The 20,038-nt window shown below is 46.0% G+C and carries 13 protein-coding genes; 6 read left to right on the forward strand and 7 right to left on the reverse strand.

Annotation, left to right across the window (positions count from 1 at the left end):
* Positions 1-94 precede the first annotated feature (94 nt).
* The gene (locus tag QUA58_RS01935) at positions 95-526 is read right to left on the reverse strand and encodes an NfeD family protein (RefSeq protein WP_333254649.1); all 432 of its coding nucleotides are present in this window, start codon (positions 524-526) and stop codon (positions 95-97) included.
* A 334-nt stretch (positions 527-860) separates the two neighbouring features.
* Between QUA58_RS01935 and QUA58_RS01940 the strand changes: the two genes are divergently transcribed.
* The 5 genes from QUA58_RS01940 to QUA58_RS01960 all read left to right on the forward strand — a co-directional run bounded on the left by QUA58_RS01940 (position 861) and on the right by QUA58_RS01960 (position 7,707).
* Positions 861-3,002: a protein phosphatase 2C domain-containing protein gene (locus QUA58_RS01940; RefSeq protein ID WP_333392835.1), complete on the forward strand. Its 2,142-nt coding sequence runs from the start codon at positions 861-863 to the stop codon at positions 3,000-3,002.
* A gap of 817 nt (positions 3,003-3,819) precedes the next feature.
* Positions 3,820-5,727: a 1-deoxy-D-xylulose-5-phosphate synthase gene (gene dxs, locus QUA58_RS01945; protein WP_333392836.1), complete on the forward strand. Its 1,908-nt coding sequence runs from the start codon at positions 3,820-3,822 to the stop codon at positions 5,725-5,727.
* Positions 5,728-5,796: 69 nt separating this feature from the next.
* Positions 5,797-6,114, forward strand: coding sequence for a hypothetical protein (locus QUA58_RS01950; RefSeq protein WP_333254643.1), 318 nt, complete (start codon positions 5,797-5,799; stop codon positions 6,112-6,114).
* On the forward strand, positions 6,111-6,479 hold the full coding sequence (locus QUA58_RS01955) for an aspartyl protease (protein ID WP_333254641.1): 369 nt from the start codon (positions 6,111-6,113) through the stop codon (positions 6,477-6,479). Before QUA58_RS01950 ends, QUA58_RS01955 begins: the two co-directional genes overlap by 4 nt.
* A gap of 7 nt (positions 6,480-6,486) precedes the next feature.
* Entirely contained in the window at positions 6,487-7,707 is a 1,221-nt protein-coding gene (locus QUA58_RS01960) for an NAD(P)/FAD-dependent oxidoreductase (protein ID WP_333254639.1), read from the forward strand.
* A gap of 59 nt (positions 7,708-7,766) precedes the next feature.
* On the opposite strand, the gene QUA58_RS01965 is transcribed toward QUA58_RS01960, so the two are convergent.
* The 6 genes from QUA58_RS01965 to QUA58_RS01990 all read right to left on the reverse strand — a co-directional run bounded on the left by QUA58_RS01965 (position 7,767) and on the right by QUA58_RS01990 (position 16,079).
* Positions 7,767-10,184, reverse strand: a complete 2,418-nt coding sequence (locus QUA58_RS01965; RefSeq protein ID WP_333392837.1) for a sulfotransferase — start codon at positions 10,182-10,184, stop codon at positions 7,767-7,769.
* Positions 10,185-10,320: 136 nt separating this feature from the next.
* Entirely contained in the window at positions 10,321-12,393 is a 2,073-nt protein-coding gene (locus tag QUA58_RS01970) for a Wzt carbohydrate-binding domain-containing protein (RefSeq protein ID WP_333392838.1), read from the reverse strand.
* Entirely contained in the window at positions 12,394-13,185 is a 792-nt protein-coding gene (locus QUA58_RS01975; RefSeq protein WP_333254633.1) for an ABC transporter permease, read from the reverse strand.
* A complete protein-coding gene (locus tag QUA58_RS01980; protein WP_333254632.1) occupies positions 13,182-13,325 on the reverse strand; it encodes a hypothetical protein in 144 nt (47 codons plus the stop codon). Before QUA58_RS01980 ends, QUA58_RS01975 begins: the two co-directional genes overlap by 4 nt.
* A 114-nt stretch (positions 13,326-13,439) precedes the next feature.
* A complete protein-coding gene (locus QUA58_RS01985) occupies positions 13,440-14,789 on the reverse strand; it encodes a glycosyltransferase (protein ID WP_333254629.1) in 1,350 nt (449 codons plus the stop codon).
* Positions 14,790-14,885: 96 nt separating this feature from the next.
* Positions 14,886-16,079 carry a glycosyltransferase gene (locus QUA58_RS01990; protein ID WP_333392839.1) on the reverse strand — a complete coding sequence of 398 codons (1,194 nt, stop codon included), beginning with the start codon at positions 16,077-16,079 and terminating at the stop codon, positions 14,886-14,888.
* 2,221 nt (positions 16,080-18,300) lie between these two features.
* Between QUA58_RS01990 and QUA58_RS01995 the strand changes: the two genes are divergently transcribed.
* Positions 18,301-19,938: an MBL fold metallo-hydrolase gene (locus tag QUA58_RS01995; RefSeq protein WP_333254703.1), complete on the forward strand. Its 1,638-nt coding sequence runs from the start codon at positions 18,301-18,303 to the stop codon at positions 19,936-19,938.
* The last annotated feature ends 100 nt before the right edge of the window (positions 19,939-20,038 follow it).

A 20,038-nucleotide genomic window follows, 5' to 3' on the forward strand; every position in this document is an offset into this window, starting at 1 on the left:
CCTATAAATGTTGAGTGTTGAGTGTTAAATGTTGACTAAAGAACGATGACTAATTACTAACTACTAATTGTCTGTGATTAATTACGCATTTTGTTTAAGAATGCAAGAGATTTTCTGGCAAAACTATCAGAGTAGTGCCTTTCCGTCCCACGACAATTACGTTTTGGTTGGGGGGGATGGCGGCGTTCGTGTCTTCGCAGCGAGCTTGCCAAGAATTCCCCTCATAAATGACTCGGCCGGCTTCTCCGGGGGGAATTTCTGTTAAAGTTTTTGCTTCCTGAGAATCTGCGATCGCCCTTGCCGTGCCTTTTGGTATCAACCGCCGAGACAGCAGCACAAAAACTGTCGAAAATACCATCCAGAGGAATATTTGTAAATTAACGTAAGGTAGAACTAGAGAGCATCCAGCTACGGCGAAGGCGCTCAGTCCCATCATAAAAGCGACAAAAGCAGTCGGGAGAAATAGCTCTGCCAAACACAGCAAAGACCCAGCTAGCAGCCAAAGGAGCGTCGGAGTCAAGATCATAAAAAGAATAGGTGATACTATTTAGATCTTAGATTGGAAATTTAAGATTTAAGAAATGCCAACAACTGACTATGCAAGGGTTTGCCACTTGCAAGCCCTCAGAGCGCTTTTTCGCGCCACGGTATCAGGTTGATGCTTCTACCGTACTCAATGTCAGAGTTTAGTAACTTAAATTACAATTTAAACCCGTGCAGACTGGCAGAAACTACAATTTCTACGGGCCCAAAGGCAGTTAAGAAATTGATAGGGGCTAAAATCAGTTTATTCTCAAGCTCATGAATTTGGGCTGGCGAATCATATATCTTCAGAATGTTTTTACACAAATTATTTCGATATGATCAGCAGTTTCTCCGAACCCATTTATTGCCCGAATCTTAGCTGTCCAGATCCCCGCAATACCTTTGGCCGCCAGCACTGTGCAGCGTGCGAAACGGATTTAATTTATCGCTATGTGTGGGTGGTGGGGCAAGCAGCCGAGGAAGTGCCGGCGGGTAAGGTAATAGCCGATCGATACTTTGTCATTGCACCCCAAATCTGGCTCGACAGCCGTCCAGCTTTGCCTCCGAGCGTCCCGGAAGAACTGCCGGATACGATTATGCCTTACCTGAATTTGTATCCCCAACGGCTGCATACGCCGGAAGTATACGGTTTTTGTTCGCTAGGGGAAGCACCGGAAGCGACAGAGGTGCTCTTGTTGGAAAATGTGCCCATCAATAATTTCGGTCGCCTGTATCCTTCTATTTTAGAAGCTTGGTCTGGGACAACCGCCGCGCGCCAAGTTTACTGGCTGTGGCAAATGCTCCAACTCTGGACGCCGCTATCGGAACATGGAGTCGCTTCGAGTTTGCTGGTACCGGAAAATTTGCGGGTGGAAGGTTGGCGGGTACGCCTGCTGGAACTGCACCGGGGCAATTTTGTACCGACGCTGCGGGATTTGGGAGATGTGTGGTCAGGTTTAGTGGAATCAGCGCAACCCGAGGTGCAGTCGAGACTCGGAGAGATTTGTCAGTTTATGCGCCGCAGCAGCATGAATTTGGACGCGATCGCCCTGGAACTAAACGATTTACTATTAGAACAATCCGCTCAATTGCCTCTGCACTTAGAAGTAGTCGGCATGACCGATACCGGGCCGCAGCGCTCCCAAAATGAAGACAGTTGCTATCCGGTTGCTACTGATTTTCAATCTAGCAAAACTTCAGGGGGCGAGAAACTAATTCCTTACTTGACAATGGTTTGCGACGGGGTTGGAGGCCACGAAGGAGGAGAAGTTGCCAGTCAATTAGCCGTGCAGTCCCTGAAAGCTTTAATCCAAAATTTGCTCGCAGAAATTGCTCAACAAGAAGAGTTGATGACGCCCGCAATGGTCATCAAGCAACTCGAAGAAATAGTCAGAGTTGTGAATAATGTGATTTCCGCTCAAAATAATGAGCAGGGAAAAGAGTTGCGGCAACGGATGGGGACGACTTTGGTGATGGCCCTCCAGTTGCCTCAAAAAGTGAAAATTTCCGAGGATTTGCCCTCAAATAACAGCCACGAACTTTATTTAGTCAATGTTGGAGACAGCCGCGCTTATTGGATTGGCAAAAATTACTGTCACCGGCTGACTGTGGACGACGACGTAGCCTCAAGGGAAGTCCAGCTAGGACATTGTTTGTACTGGGAGACTCAACTGCGAGCCGATGCAGGAGCCCTGACTCAAGCTTTGGGAACGCGGGACGGCGATTTCCTGCGCCCGACGATTCAGCGATTTATTGTCGAAGAGGAAGGCTTACTGCTGCTGTGTTCCGACGGTTTGAGCGACAACGACTGGGTAGAGCAATCTTGGGAGAATTACGGCCCAGAGGTGCTTGAGGGCAAAATGTCTTTGGAAGCCGCAGTTCAGTCTTGGATTCGTCTCGCCAACGAGAAAAACGGTTATGACAACACCTCGGTGGTGGCGACTCACTGTCGGATGTCGCCGGAGAGATTGGTACTGTTTGATCCGGCGGTGGCGTCAGCGCCAGTGTCAGCGCCAGTGTCAGCAGCCTCGGTGTCGCTGCCGCCTTCCCTCGTGGCGTCCCTCCAGAAGTCCGGGAGGATTCCAGAATCTCAGCTTTCAGAATCGTCCAAACAGTTGTTGTACCCCGAAACTTCCCCCGCCCCGGAACCCGTTCAAAAACGGCGATCCAAGCTTCCGCTGCCCCTACTGGGGGTGTTGGGGCTGATCTTAGCCGGCGGCGGTTTAGGTTTGTGGATGCAAAGCCTCCAAAGCCCCCAGCCAGAGCCCGAACAACTTCCGCCACCGCCGGAAACTCCTGTCCCAAGTCCTTCGGAGAGTCCCTCGCCCGGGGCCGAGAGTCCCTCGCCGTCGCCCGAATCGACTCCTGCGGAAATTCCGCCGCCCGATAGCGAGAGTCTCTCGCCGTCGCCCGAATCGACTCCTGCGGAAATTCCGCCGCCCGAAGAAGCGGAAACTCCTTTGCCATCACCGGAGTAAGGGAGATTGAATTAAGCAGAACCTTTCATAAAAAGAATATGGGATGCGGGAAACGATCGCGTCTTCAGATTCCAGAGGGAAGCCACGCGGGGGACTTCAGTCCCCGTGTTCTTTCTTTCCTACCAACGGCCCTTGTGGTAAATCTTCTAGGCTTTTGAGCTTACCTACACAATGCTCAATTACTCGTCAATTCTATCGTTTTATAGTGATCATCGCCTTAGTTGGGCTAGTCCAACCTTTCCCCTTTTTTGATTATCATTATTAGTTAATTTTTTCTCCACTTACAGGTGTTGACAAAATCTACTCATTTCTAACTTGTTAGCAATGACTTGACATCAGCTATGTTATATAAATCACAGTGGGAGCATCTCAATGAAAGCAGCCAAGCTAGAAATTGGAGTTTTGAGGCAGGAGGCAGGAGGCAGAAAAAAAAGGCAGAAGGCAGGAACCCAAAGAAGTGTTTTTACAAATATGAGATGATCCCATCACAGTTAATGATTTTGTATCATAGTCCGCTTGCAGAAACAAGATAGCTAAAAAATCAGCCATCACTACAAAAAGTAGTTAAAAATGCTTAAGAATCTCCATGCAGCTAACAATTAGCGATTAGGAACTAAAAACATAAGCTTTTTTTATATTGACGGCGCACAATTTATCAACTATAATTACCAGACCAAAAATAACAAAAATCTTACGCCTAACAGTTTTTCTCAAATAACCGTTAAACTATTCTAACGTTTGCGCGTACCCAACCTCGCAGGCACAACCTATATCTGTTAAGGATTCGTCCTGATTCACAGGAGCAAGATTTTAAAATATGCATCTCAGCGAACTGACTCATCCAAACCAATTACACGGCCTTTCGATTCATCAACTCGAACAAATTGCCCGACAAATTCGAGAAAAGCATTTAGAAACTGTAGCCGCTAGCGGCGGCCACCTCGGCCCAGGATTGGGTGTAGTCGAACTGACCTTAGCACTCTACCAAACCCTAGACCTCGATCGCGACAAAGTTACCTGGGATGTCGGCCACCAAGCTTATCCGCACAAATTGATCACCGGCCGCTACAACAAGTTTCACACCCTACGCCAAAAAGACGGCGTTGCAGGCTACCTCAAGCGCTGCGAGAGCAAATTTGACCACTTCGGCGCGGGTCACGCTTCCACAAGCATTTCCGCAGCTTTAGGGATGGCGATGGCGCGCGACCTCAAGGGCGAAAATTTCAAAACTGTAGCAGTCATCGGCGACGGTGCGCTGACGGGCGGCATGGCACTCGAAGCCATCAACCACGCGGGCCATATGCCGAAAACCAATTTGATGGTGGTGCTCAACGATAACGAGATGTCAATCTCGCCCAACGTCGGCGCAATTACCCGCTATTTGAACAAGATGCGACTCTCGCAGCCGGTGCAATTTCTCAAAGATAACTTAGAGGAACAATTCAAGCACATTCCCTTTGTCGGCGAAACTTTTACTCCAGAAATGGAACGCCTCAAAGAAGGCATGAAACGGTTAGCCGTGTCCAAAGTTGGAGCCGTAATTGAAGAATTGGGCTTTACTTACATGGGCCCGGTTGATGGACACAATTTGGAAGAGTTAATTGCTACTTTCAAACATGGTCACACTATCCAAGGCCCTGTGTTAGTTCACGTTGTGACGGTGAAGGGCAAAGGATACGCCATCGCCGAAAAAGACCAAGTAGGATATCACGCCCAAAATCCCTTTAACTTAGCCACTGGCAAAGGCATTCCATCCACCAAACCCAAGCCTCCCGCTTACTCGAAAGTCTTTGCCCACGCCCTGGTCAAGCTAGCAGAAGATAATCCCAAAATTCTCGGCATTACCGCTGCAATGGCAACCGGAACTTGCCTAGATAAACTTCAGGAAAAACTGCCAAAACAGTACATTGATGTCGGGATTGCCGAACAGCACGCGGTGACTTTATCTGCTGGTTTAGCCTGCGAAGAAATGCGCCCGGTTGTAGTAATTTACTCGACATTTTTGCAGCGGGCCTACGACCAAATAATTCACGATGTCTGCATCCAAAACTTGCCAGTTTTCTTCTGTTTAGATCGCGCCGGAATTGTCGGTGCCGACGGCCCCACCCACCAAGGAATGTACGACATTTCTTACTTGCGGTGCTTGCCAAATATGACAATTATGGCACCAAAAGACGAGGCTGAATTGCAGCGGATGGTAGTCACCGGAATCAACCACACCAGCGGCCCGATCGCCATGCGTTACCCGCGCGGCAACGGTTACGGCGTACCTCTGATGGAAGAAGGTTGGGAAGAATTGCCGATCGGCAAAGCTGAAATTCTCCGCAACGGCGACGACTTGCTAATATTAGGTTACGGTTCAATGGTTTATCCGGCAATGCAAACCGCCGAGATTTTGAGCGAACACGGCATCGAAGCAACAGTCATCAACGCGCGTTTTGTCAAACCTTTGGACACTGAATTAATCTTGCCTTTAGCACAGAGAATCGGCAAAGTTGTCACAATGGAAGAAGGCTGTTTGATGGGCGGCTTCGGTTCAGCAGTAGCCGAATCTTTGATGGATAACAATATCCTCGTACCACTGATGCGGCTGGGCGTACCGGATACATTGGTGGATCATGCAACGCCTGAACAATCATTTGCCAGTTTGGGATTGAATCCGTCGCAAATGTGCGATCGCATCTTAGCACAATTCAGCCGCAAACAATCACCCGTTAGCGTCTAATTAGCTAGAATTCTAGGGTGGGCACTGCCCACCTTACTTCACCTTTACTGCACAAAAGGAGAATCAACAATGACTAACGTGAAACCAAATCGTACAGTACGGCGCGGAAGATTGTTCCCCGAAATCCAGTGGTCAGAAGAAAAAAAAGCCCAGTGGCGCGCTGAAAGAGAAGCATTTTATCAACGCTGCAAACCAACCTTCGATCGCCTAAAACCAGAATTGATTAAAACCCACTACAACTGGTATATGGCAGTTGAACCCGACAGCGGGGACTATTTTATCGACAACGATGATATGGTGGCTACCAAAATGTGCCGCCAGAAACATCCAAATGCTATCCCATTCATGTTCCGCATCAACAATACAGGGGCCTGTGGCACGATATGATTCAAGGAACATTTGGTGATGAGGATGAGCTATTTTTTGAAGTTGACTTGATTGCTGATAACGGCTTAGAATTACCTGTTGATGCTCTCCTAGATACAGGTTTTTCTGGCTGGTTAGCAATGGACATTCAGGATTCACAAGGACTTAATTGGACTTATGTTAGGCGACAAAAAATGATAACAGCTAGGGGAGAATTCAATTTCGACCTTTATGCAGGAAAAATCAGAATTGAAAATCAAGAATTCGATATTCCTGTTCACGTAGGTGACGGAGTACCCGAAGTTTTAATCGGTCGCCAATGGCTAAAAAATCGGCGGTTAGTAGTTGATATGTCTGCGGGTGTTTTGACATTAGAAGTAAATTAATAGCAAGATGACTTTAAAAAGTTTTGATATAGTAATAGTAGGAGCAGGCCCCGCAGGTGGCCACTGTGCGAGAATATTAGCAAAATCCGGCCGCAAAGTCTTGCTTGCCGAACAAAACGACAATTTTAATAAAAACGACTTTTCCAGCGCTGCCACGCCTCTAGAAACCCTCTCTCAATTCGATTTACCAGAATCGGTTATCGGCAGTTTTTGGCACAAATTGACTATTGAAACTAGCAAAGTCAGTCAAACTTGGGATTCTCCCGAAAGTTTGGGAGTTGTGCTCAACTTTGCTAAATTTAGAGCTTTTTTAGCCGAGGAAGTTGAGCGATTTGGCGGTGAAGTTTGGCTTGGTTATCGCTACACCCGACATTCACAAGCCAAGGGCGAAACAACCGTAGAATTTAAACAGTTATCCGACGGTCAAATTATCAAAGTTAGCACGAAAGTATTGGTTGATGCTACTGGCTTTGCTAGGGCGATTATGTACGAAAAAGAGAATGATAAGCCAGATTTTTTGTCGGGAATCGGTATCGAATATTTAATTGAAGTAGAACCGGAAATTTATAATAAATATGCCAATGATTTAATCTTCTTTTTGGGCGATAAATGGATGCCGAAGGGTTATTCCTGGATATTCCCAATGGAACCAAACAGGCTGAAAGTTGGTGTGGGTCGCATTTTTTTAGAGCAGAAAACGCTGAGGCATTTGTCACCGCTGAAAAAATATATTGATTTACTGATTGATGAATATCTGAAGTCTAAAAATTATAAAATTATTGACAAACACGGTTCCATGCTGAAGTACAGTCGTGGTTTGAAGGATATTTATTGCAAGGATAATATAATTGCGATCGGCGATACTGTCTCCACTGTAAATTTTTTGGGCGGCGAGGGTATCAGACACGGGATGGATGGTGCCGAAATAGCGGGGAAATATATTCAAAGCTATTTGGAGGGAAAAATATCAGATTTTCGGGATTATGAGACGGAAATGCACCGCAAGTTTGATAAGAAATGGAATATTTCGGAAAGGTTGGCGGTGAGAAAGTATATCGATGATGTTAATGATAAACTGACAGATAAAATGATTTCTTATTTAAAGTATATGAAAACTGAAGATGTTATGGACATTTTATTTTATTATAAATTTGAGAAAATATCCCGAGGGTTAGGCGGTTATTTGCAGAGAAAAATAAAGGAATTGATTAATAAATTTCACTTGTAAGGTTCGTCCGTTGAGAGATTGTTAATTGATGGAAAAATTTCGCTGATTGAGGCACCATACTAAGCTAATTTTAAGGCATTTTCGGCGGTGACTTGAATGCGCGGCAGCGACAATAAAGAATCGTCAAAACTGCTATAATTTAATTTATATGATACACCAAAAGTATATCCACTCGCTCCAATTAAATGCGCTACAATGGAATCGACATCCCCGTAAGGATAGGCAAAACATTTAACAGGTTTCTCTAATCCCCGTTCCAAGATAGCACGGGATTTGACCGCCTCCCGCACAATTTCTGTCGGCGACAATGCAGTCAAAGGTTGATGAGTAGCAGACATAGAACCGAATTCAATCCCTGCCTCCCGTAGTTGCAAAATTTCCGGCCATCCCATTAAGTGCACTTCTTCAAATTCGGCTTTTTCCCAACTATTTGTCTTTCCTATTGACTCCGCTACTAGAAAAACAGTTGCTGTAAAATCAAAGCGTTTTAGCAGAGGCCAAGCATATTGGAAAAAGTCGAGATAGCCACCATCAAAAGTCATCAATACAGCTTTACCGGGTAAAGGAGTTTTAGCCAGTTTCGCGCTTCGCCAATTCTCCCAACTCGCACTGTAATAACCCAGATTTTTGAGATGGTGTAACTGTTGTTCAAAAATCTGGGGAGTAACTGCGTCTAAACCGTCAGGAGAAATGCGGCGGTAGGAGAGAATCGGGAGTTTTTTTGTAATGCTATGATTGTCAGAAAGTTGAGGTTTCACCGAGTGATAAGGTTCTCGATAAAAAGATTTTGAGCCAATGATTTCCGGTGCATAAAATACTTGTTTTGGTAATTCGTTTTCTTGGGGAATTTCCATTGTTGTTTCCCCGGCGATTGCTGCGGCTGATGCGATTTCCTGTAGCGCTGCCGCTGGGAGTGCGGCGCGGCGGCTGATACTGGTGCCGATCGCACCCGATCGCCTGCCGAACATCACCGCAGTTGGCGGGTAAATGCCACCATAACCCTCTGCATTCAACCATTCGGGCTGATCCGACCTTTGTTGAGCACAAGAGGCTAAGCGCGATCGCAGCGATTGCTTACCGTCGAGCGGTTTTCCCAGCAAAGCTTCTCGCACGGCGGCGACGCACAACTCAAAACCGCTATTTCGAGTAATTGTCGATCGCAATTTTTGAGCAGAAACAAAATTATTTTCCACCGCAACCGTTACAATACCGACAGCAACGCCGCCGACTTTCACCAGCACATCAATTTCAGAAAGCTCAACTTTTATATTAGGCAATTCCTCGCTAACTTCTACAGCAGTTAAATCTTTTTCAAGCGTAATTTTTGGGACTTCTTCGGCTATTTCTGATTTGTAGAAATCCTCCAAATGCCAATGCGAACGCCCCCATAATTCTTGCAAAAATAGCGCCCAGTCATGTTTGGCGCGCAACGGTTGCAGCAAAGTTTCCCACAATCTATTACCTTTTTCGCAGCGATTGCGTTGAAAGTAGCGATCGAGAATTGGCCAAGCAAACTGGGCTGCGATCGCATCCGCCAACACCGCACCAGCCACAATCCCGTCGCAGACTGGCAATTCCACAACACCGAGTTTAATGCCTTCTAATTGAATTGTACAGTGCAGGCGATCGCATATTTGCAAAGTGTAAATATCCGAAATTGGTTCGCTCGCTTCTACCGTAACTTTCCAGGCAATTTCACCCTTGACTCGCTTAATCTTATCTAAAATATCTTTAACTTCATTTTTCGTAAAAATTTTATGATATTTGTGAATTTTACTACTTTTAACCTCTCTCTCAATCCCTTGATGCCAAGGTAAATTTAAACTGAGACTGGCTGCTTTTTCTTGATAAAATTCCAGCATTTTGCCGTCATATTCAACACCCATAAAATGACAAAGCTCTTCTAACTTTTTTACTTTATTATCGACAATTTCCTCATACTTGACTAATATATGATTAGATTTTTTAGCATATTTATGACTAATTAACGTCGCCTCCTTCCAGCGATGGATACAGTGGTTTAAATCCCAACCAGGCCCCCACAAATCATGAGAATTCCTAGTAGCCTCATGCAGAGAAGCTATTGTATCCATACCGTTTCGCAAAATATGTATGAATTTCGCATCCGGTAAAAATCGCTCTATGTCATCAATAAAATATATATGTTCCGGCGTTTTTTCCAACCAAATGCTTTTGTTTTGTTCCGCAGCCAAACCATCCAAAACTCCCGCAAACCAACTAACTTTAGTTCCCAAACTTTGACTGTCATCAAAACCTTGCAAAAGTTCAGGGCGATTAATCTCATCTTTAAAAAAAGCTTCCATCCTACCTGGCAACTTTCCCGCAAACTTCTTGTACAGCAAATAGTGAAAAAATTTAGATTCAGGAAAAGAAATAACTTCAGGATGAGCAGCCAATAAACTTTGAAGCATGGTTGTGCCGCTTCTCGGAGAGCCTATTAAAAATATCCGTTTCATTTTTAGAGCTAATAAAGGGTTTGTGAATTAGATTTTTTTTTACGAACCGCAGAGAGCGCAGAGGACACTGAGGAAGAGAAGAAAGAGGTATGATTGATGTTCCTCTCTGGGATCTCTGCGGTTAAAAACTTTTTTCCTAACTCCAACTAAAATCATCCTGCAACAAATCCGAAAGTTCCTGATTGTAAGGTTTGAAGTAATTAGTCAATTCTTGTGCGATTTCCGGTGGCATTTGGCTGTATTCATCGACATGATTAATTTCATATTCTTTACCTGCAATCGCACTAATATCCAGAAAATTCAATACTTCGGAAAAGACTTTGCCTGTATCTGCGTAAAAATCTTCGCTCTTGATAATTAGCAATTGTTCTCTCGGAAAATAGTCGAGCCAGTTTTTGATTTGTTCTACATAAATTCCCCGCGACAAATAGGAATAGTGCTGGTGATTGAAACTGTAATAATTTTCATCTGCTTTGATTTTTTCAATCTCACCTTTGAGTCGATCGCCCTCAGAGGCGATCGCCTTTTCAAAATCCAACTTTTCGCAGCCGCTCGCCACTTCTAAATGATAGTGCATCCACGCTCGTTTTACCGGGTTTCGCAGCATTACAATCAGCTTAACATCCGGGAAACACTTGTAAACTCGCTCCGCTACCAAGGGATGATAAATATAGTAAGCAGTCATCTCCCAAAGGAGCACTTTCTCACTCGCTACACTCCGCGTCAACTGCTTGCTGTACCACTCAATACCGCGCTCGAAATTTAATTCAAAAAAGTGAATGTCCCGCGAACCTTCTTTGATAATTTGCAAGTGATTTGCGAGATAACCGTATAGAGATTCCGTGCCGCAGTTTTGAGCGCCAATCATTAAAAAGTCAGGTTTTTGCTTGTTTTCCAACTGAGTCAAAATCTTGGCGTAGCCGGGATTATTCTTATCCAAATCGTAAGTTGCAGCGGCTGGTTCGGCTAAATCTAGAAGCGGCATTTTGCCCTCAAATTCCCAGCGGTACGGCGGACAAAGAATCGTTTTTTGGTTTACAGTCGATCGCACGTACAGCGGATAAACCTGCCAATGATAATCGTAGGCGTAAGCCAAAGTTTCCTCATAAACCCCAGCATTCACGTAATACTGACCGTTTCCTAAATCCAGCCTGTCTATTTGCAGCCGGATTTTGCCTTTCCCTTTCACAAGCGGCAGCAGTCTGCCCATTTGATTAGTATTAGTCTCAAAACAACTTTGACCATCATCCCTGCTAATTGTCACGGCAAAAATAGCAGCAGAAATTTCCTGCAAAACCGAATAATTAATTTCAATGCTAATAGCATCACCGCTATCTATTTCTGCATTGGGCAACACTTTAACATCGGTAATTTCCACTTCCAAAGAACCGAAGCGATTCTGATTACCTCGCAGTGGCGAGCCGCTACTTGTAGCATCAGCAGCACGCAGGGGACTGTTATTTTCTGTGGACGATCGCATTTCTGACAAATACTGACCGACTACTACTTCCGGTTCCCCATAGGCCACGATTTCACCTGATTTCAGCCACAAAGCCCGATCGCACATTTTCTGAATTTGCGACGCAGTGTGAGAAATCAAAACAATCGCACATCCTTGATTTTTAAACTCAGTTATCTTATTCAAACATTTAGTTTGAAAAGCCACATCACCAACCGACAAATGTTCATCAACTAACAGCACTTCTGGATCGGTATGCACCGCCACCGAAAAAGCCAGCCGCATTTTCATCCCCGTACTGTAAGTCCGCATCGGGCTGTCAATAAACTGTTTTAACTCTGCAAATTCCACAATATCGTCAAACCTGCGCGCCACTTCCCGGCTAGTCAAACCGGCCACCACAGCACCCACAAACACGTTTTCTCTGCCCGTTAGATCCGTGTGAAAACCAGCACCCAAATCTAACAAGCCGCCAATTCTGCCGTTAACTTTAATAGTTCCTTCCTCAGCCTTACCAATCCCGCCGACAAGTTGCAGCAGCGTTGATTTTCCCGCCCCATTCTTGCCAAGAATTCCCAGCATTTCCCCAGGAGAAACAGTAAAATTTATATTCCGCAGCGCCCAAAAACTCGCCTCCGGCTTCAGTTTCCACCAACCGGACAAAGCTGCCTCCATAATCGTATAAGGTTTCGCGGCAGAGTAGCGGTTAAAACGCTTACCCAAACCCTTGACAATAATTGCTTCTCGCATTTATAATTCCTCCACAAAATGATCGCTTTGCCGTCTAAAAATTCCCAGTCCAATGGGCAAAAGAGCCGCCACAGCCAAGCTCAAAACTAACAGAGCCTGCCAATCCGGCTGCATACCTTTGAGCAGTATGGCGCGGTAAGCTTCAATCAGTGGCACCATTGGATTTAAGTAATAAAAAATCTTAAATTTTTCCGGTACGCTGTTGATGTCGTAGAAAATCGGAGTCAGGTAAAACATCATCTGCAAAACTACTCCCAAAGTGTGCTGAGTGTCGCGAAAAGTGACATTTAAAGCTGCAAGGGGATAAGCAAAACTAACTGTCAACAAAAACTGAATAATCATCAGCAGCGGCAACAAAAGTAGCACTGAATTTAGATGAACGCCATCAATTAGCAGAAAGATAATTAACACCGGCAAAGCTAACACAAAGTGAATTAGCCCAGTCATCGTCGTGACTACCGGCAAAATTGCCGTGGGGAAATTTGGCTGCCTGATTAGTGCCTTATTATTGGTAATTAATCCCGTTGATTTAAATAATGCCGTTTGAGACCAACTCCAGATTAACAAGCCGCTGAAAACAAAGGAAGAAAATTTGGGAATATTCAGCGCTACGACAGAGCGAAACAAAAAGGAAAATACAGCCAACTGTAACAGCGGACTGATTAAAGTCCAAGCAATCCCCAAGGTCGATCGCTTGTAAAGTAATTTCATATCGCGATCGACCAATACCCGTAGCAAATCAAAGAAATGAGTGATTTGGCGAATGTAAGCTACCTTTCCCGCATTTATCACAGCACACCCCCAGCAACTATCTGAGGTTCTCGCCCGGATAAATTCCAGGGCTGAATCTTAACCAAATTCTGGGTCTGCACCAGGGCCAGGTTGTCAGGAATTGGTTCTAATAAATTAGCTTCATTCAATTCTATTGCCATAATTACCCTTGTCAATTTCTCTTTCTTTTAACTCTAACTTACTATTTCAGATTAACTAAAGGCTTATTTAATTACACCTCTATATTCTATTGTTTTTAGAATCTAACTATGTCATTATAATGCAGAATTTTCCAGCTTTTTTTTGTCCAATACTGTAAACAACTGTAGATGTTGAAGTAGGATGTTGTCAACTAAGCTAGGCTCAGAATGAGCAGCACTTTTGGGCATACCGTTAACCGCGATCGCCCGAGCCAGAGGTTCGGCAAAGTCAAGCGCCAGAATCGATCGCAAGTGAGCGCCCCGCAGTGGCTCTACACCGAATTTGGGAGTGACGTGACCGATCGGCAGTTCACCGTAACGCAGATCAAGGCCATCGGGTTTTTTCTCATCAATAATTCGTTCTGCTGCTTCCCAACCTTCCTGCAAATCGATTTCAATTTCATGTCTGCCCAAATCGCCGCTAGCCGTTCCTTCTTGCATAAAACTAGAAAGAGCCGATCGGGTTTTTAACTGATCCATCACTCCCCGCAAGTACGAGTAAGCCAGTAGTTTAGTCCGCAACCACCGCCAAGTTCCCCGCATCCCCATGTATTGAAGCCAGTCAAGGGATTTTCTCAGTCCGACAGCCAGCAAATCTAAGGCCGCCGGCCAGAAAAATACGATCGCGACCAAAATTTTATTTACCAGCGAATCAGGAGTTTCGTAGTCTTTTATGTGCAGCGTCGGTCTCATTTCCGGGTGCCGCTGACCGATCAAAACATCCGATCGCCCTTCCGCGCGAGCTCGCCCAAAAGAGCGATCGAGGTTGTTAGTTTCGTGTTCGTAGTGATACCCGACTGCATCCGGTGCCACCGCAAAAGGTACATTTGCTTTGAGCAAGCGCAAGGCAAACTCGTAATCTTCATAGGCAGTACCCGGGCCGAAGGCCGAATCGAAGCCTCCGGTGCCAGCAAACAGTTTTGTATCAATAGAAAGGTTGCCACAGAGCAAATCTTGATAAGTGTAGCGGTGAGTCGGCTTGCTCATCTGGTAAAACTTTTCCTCCCACCAAGTCCGCACTTCTACATCAAAAAAATTAGTCCTGGATTGCAACTTTGGCGGATAAGGGCCGATCGCGGCACAGCCCGGACGTTCTCGATGAACGCGCCCGTGGTTTTCGACTAAACACGGCGTTGCTTCGATGTCATCGTCCAGAAACAACAGCAGTTGTCCAGTAGCCTCCGCTGCTCCAATATTGCGAGACATACCCACACTCCGGCAGTTTGCCTCAATTGTGTGCATTTTAAAAGGAGCTTTGTAGTCTTGTAACATTGTTAAAGTATCGTCAATGCAGCTATCTAGGACGACCCTGACTTCGATGAGATCCATCGGATAAGTCTGTGATTGCAGAGCATCCAAAGCCCGCCGCAGCGAATAACTTCGGTTGTGAGTTATAAGAATGATGCTAAATGTTAGATTTTCCATATTTACATTAGGAATTGGGCAGAGCGAAGCGGAGAGATCGGGAAGAGAAAAGTGGGCCTTTTTAACACATAACAACTAACAAATAACCAATCACAACTAACTAATAATTTCTTCCTTAATTTTTTGCAACCACTTGCGAGAGGCAAAATAAGCCATCGGGCCACTAATGCAGCCCCGTAATTGAGCCAAAAGCAAATCACTAGGAACAGAATCCGGTTGCTTTCGCAAAGAAGAAATTAGTTCAGGAATTTGTTTGTACCACAACCATGACAAGCCTAACAGAACCACGCTGAATTCCCTATTCACCACAATCATCCCCGTCCAGAAAGCATAGACTCCGACTCCGTAGCCTTCAAGCGTATTCCGTAGTTCTTCCCAGGTACGCCGGTGGCGGTGCCAACTCAAGGCCCTGGGCTCGTAGACGATGCGGTAGCCCGATCGCAAAATGCGGGTAAAAAATTCGCAGTCTTCCCCGCTAGCCGCGGGCGTTCCCGCCCCCAGAACTTCGTCAAACAAGCCAATAAAGTCGATCGAACTTTTCCGCAAAGCCATACTCGCCGAAACACCCACAAGATTGACAACCAGAGGATTGCACTGCGCCCCGTCAAAAATTCGGCGTTCAAAGCCCCGCCCGTGGGGGCTGTAGCGCTCGAACCATTCTTGCGCTTCTGTTTCGAGCTCCAAGGGCATGATTAGCCCCGTGACGCACATCACTCGCCGATCGCTGAAATTTCGCAAGAGCGATCGCAGCCAGTTTGGATCGGGCACTGCATCGTCATCTGTAAACGCTACGAATTCGTGTTTAGCTTCGCGTAAAGCTCGGTTGCGGGCAGCGCTGGAGCCCGGTACGTCCTCGCGTACATAGCGGACTTTTGGGTAATTTTTGACCAATTCTTCAGTAGCATCCGTGGCGGGACAATTGTCAATTACCAAGTATTCCTGACCGTCGTCTGGGAGCTGCATCAACGCTTCTAGACACTGCTGCAAGTCTTCCGGGCGATCGCGCGTGCAAACCGCTACTGTGGCGATCGGAATTGCCTGCACCGACCCCCGCTCATCCCATTCTAGAGTGTCGTAGAGCCAGTTTTTGCACAAGTTGTCACCAGCAGCATTCATCAGTGTTTCCTGTAATTCGTCACCACCAAGGCGGCCTCCGACTACGGGCAAAAGAGCTTGACCGATCGGTTTTCCGTGCAGTCGAATTAAAACCAAGGCTTTGCTGTAACGCTCCTCAACCGTAATTTCGGGCGGGAGTTTGGAGATTTCCAGGTCAAGAATAGCTGTTGCCATGAGTTATGCCATCTTAGATTTTAGATTCTAGATTCTAGATTTTAGATTCTAGATTTTAGATTCTAGATTTTAAAAAACTCATAGATAATCCGTATTTCCTCGGATGTATTTTAGCCAAAATTGTTTTACAAAATAGCAATTTATTAATGCCATAGTTGCCGCTCCCCGCTTGCAAATCAAACATAACGCCTCATTTTTGTTATTGCTGTTATTTATATTTTAACTGTCGATGACCGACTGATGTCAAGTTTTTTTCGTACATAATATTTTTCGTCAAAAACGACCGCTTGTTGAGGCTAGTGTCAATTGCCAGTGCTATTGGCAGCCGTTGCGCTAGCAAGCCTCGCCATTAATGCCACATCTAAAAACCCGATTTTTTTTAGAAAACCGGGTTTGTGCGATCGCTCCTCATTTCAGCTTTAATTGCGATCGGGTACTCTTCTCTACAACATACCAAACAATTATACACTCTCCCAATTCAAACTTTCGCAAGTAGTAATTCTCTAACAATCCCAAGTTAGTTGTGAGAATATAATAGAGGCAACCCATGAAATACTATTTTTTGAGCCTCAAGTCAAATACTAGGTATAATAGCGCAAAAAAATATCTTGGATGGGCGGGTTTAGCTAAAAATTGATTTTATACAAGCCACTTTTTGAACTCCCAATTTCTCACAATAGGTTTATTGATAGCACTTAGTTCGCCACTCTCAATGAGTTGATTTAGTCCAATCAATAACCACGTAAATTGATCCCATTTTTTTATTAAAATGTTTTACAACCCTATAATAACCTGAATATTCAGGATTTTCTAAAAGTTTAGTACAGTTAATTGCTCAACAAACTAAACTCTATAAACTGGTAGGTCTAGGTTAAAATTGGCATAGCGACGAGAGCCAGTCACTGATCTATAATCTGCTGTGCAAAGCGCGGCATTCATTTGCTGAATGCAGTCAACAAACACGGATCTCGCAGAAATCAAACGATACATATTAGAGAGCTACGAAGTGTTATTGGACTCCAAACACAGCTATTACACACTTTTTAAATAGGCACGGATTAGCTAAAAAAAACTCAAAAACCCAACCCCAAAGAAGACCCAGCAATGATAAAAAAAACACGAGATAACAGACTGGTTGGAGACTCATCAAGCTGAGATTACTTCTGGCAAGTTAGTGGTATTTTTACAGGATGAAGGATGAATATCATCCATTGTCGGGGGATTGAGGTGGCTATGTTGGGGGTAAAACAAAAGAACTCATCTTTTTGTCCCCTAGTCAATCAGCGGAGTAAACGAACCTATTATGGGGCAGTCAGTCGATTTTAGATTTGAGTTTTGAGGCTTCGGCGATACGTTGGGTGAGCCATCGAGCCGCGCTCAGACCTTCGGCGAGTACGAGCGTCGAGTCGCGCTGAGTCGGGCGATTTGAGATTTACTCCACAGATGAATCTGGGAGCTTGAACAAGAGTCTAAAACTTTGGGCTGCGGGCTATTCCTGTCGGAAACTTGTATCCGTTTGTGGGCGGGGTCAAAAAGCCATTTAAACTCTCTCCTCGATAGCCACAAGGTTTGCTTAGAAGAATGTATCAAACTTTTACAAAGAAACCGAGCCAACTCATAAAGTCTCTGTCTGCCCGGACAAAAGCAGTTAGCTAGCCCGATGCTGGTTCTCCGTTTTTCAGATTGGACTATACACGGCCCTCACACCCCTAAAAATGAAGATTTGTAAAGTTTTATCAAGATCTTTGGGCATCTGAATTAAAATCTTCTCATAAAAAAGACTAGCTTTTAGCAGGCGCAAATTGTGGAAAAAAATTTAAAACTCAGAATATGAGATCGAGCTCGCTGCTCTTACATGGTGCAATAAAATGTAACTTTTGATGCCAGAACCAGTAGCCTGAACTTTGTCGAAGGCCGAATGCCCGTCCGGCCAATGCCTTCGGAAAATAGCCTTCTTGGCGCTGCATCAAATCTTAAGTGCAATTACTTCCCTTTGACGGGAGCCGGAGCCTTCGAGCAAACATTTAGCTCCAGGGCTTACGCACCACAACTTTAGATAAACCGGGTTTTTTTACCGGGAGCGAGGGCGGCAACAAAGTGTTTTCGTTCATCAAATCCGGTTTCTGCGTCCGAGACTGAACTCGAATGAATGCAGTCGCAACCAATATTTAAATATGGCGATACTGCAAGTTGCGTGCAAAGCAGGGAGCTAACCGCAGTGATGGATCTCGATTGTTTACCTTACGGCGCAGGCCACGCACAGGAAGGGGTCTGTCTGCTAGTCCGAATGGGGCCGCACCGCATTTTACTCGACTGCGGTGTAGAGGATATTGCACCGCTGTCAGCGACACTAAATCGATCGCTGCCAGCCGATTTTGTGGTGTGTACCCACGCCCACTCTGACCATGCCAGAGGTTTGCTAGCACTCCATCAATCTTTCCCCCACTTGCCAATTTACGCCAGCGAAGTGACAGCGCGACTGCTACCGCTCAACTGGCCAGAACTGGCTCAGCAGCCAGAGTCACGGTTCTGTCAGGGACTGCCATGGCAGTCGCCGCTCGAAGTGCGCCCAGGACTGAGCGTGCAGTTGTTCCCATCGGGCCATTTGCCCGGAGCGGCGACTGTGCTGCTGACTTATGCCGGACCGCACCGCACCTACACAGTGGTTTACACCGGCGACTTTTTTCTGTCCAATTCTCGTTTGGTGGAAGGTTTGCCCCTGGGAGAACTCAGGGGCATGAAGCCGGATGTGTTAATTTTGGAAGGCAGTTACGGCACGGCGCGCCACCCTCACCGCCGACAACTAGAAAATCAGTTAGCCGATCGCCTCCACCGCGCCATCGCCGACGGGTACTCGGTACTGCTGCCCGCGCCGGCCCTTGGTTTGGGCCAAGAAATGCTGATGCTGCTCCGCAGTCACCACTACTTTACTGGCCGCGACTTGGATATTTGGGTGGACGGCACTGTCGCCGACGGGTGCGACGCTTATCTGGAACTGTTACCCCAATTTCCCACCGCCGTCCAAAATTTTGCTCTGCACCAACCTTTGTTTTGGGACGAAAGGGTGAAACCCCGCGTCCGCCGGCTGTCTGCCGAACAACGCCCCGGATTGGGAGCCACGCCCTGTATTGTGATTACAGACAAGTTAGCTGATTTGGCTTTGTATGTTGCCGATCGCACACATCCTTGGATTTTGCTCGCCCCTCAAAAACCTGGATATCCCGTCAGCGACTGGCTGGGCAACAGGCCCGAATCTGGAATCAGAAGTGTCGAAACTTATCTACTAGCCGAACACTGCGACGGGCCGGGGACTACCCAACTCATCCACAATTTGCGTCCCCAGCACGTAATTTTGATCCACGGTTCCCCTGCATATTTGGCTGACTTGGCTAACTTGGACGAGCTGCGAAACCGCTACCAGTTGCACACTCCGGCGGCCGGAACACTGGTCGAATTGCCGATCGGGGAAATGTTTTTGCAGCCCGCTATCCCAGAAACTAACTATGAGGGAGAACTCAGCGAATTGGGGACAGAGGTAGCAATTAGCTTGCCGAGTCCGATTACAGCCGATCCTCGGTGGGCCAATTTTGCCGATACCGGTTTGGTAGAAGCGCGCTGGCAAGGCGAAGAACTGGTACTGCGCGGCATCTCCCAGCGGGAACTGCTTTTTCAAGGCAGCGCCGTTCAGGCAAACCTCGAATGCTGCGGCAATTGTCAGCACTACCGCAGCCAGCGCTGTTGGAACCAGTCCAGTGCTTTGTTTGGCTTTAAAGTTACCCCCGACGGTTACTGTCCCGTGTTTAAAGCGATACCGGAGTCGGAACTTTTCTTAGAAGATGGCGAAACAGACGGCGAATAAGCTGTCGGGCATCTAGAAACCAGCCTGCAGGCCAAGAAAACAAAAGAACAGTCCTGGACGCACCCAGATAAAAAACCCTGTTTCAGCAGGGCTAGGGTGT

The organism is Microcoleus sp. N9_A1 (assembly GCF_036701795.1).
In the GTDB taxonomy this organism is placed as follows: Bacteria; Cyanobacteriota; Cyanobacteriia; order Cyanobacteriales; family Microcoleaceae; genus Microcoleus.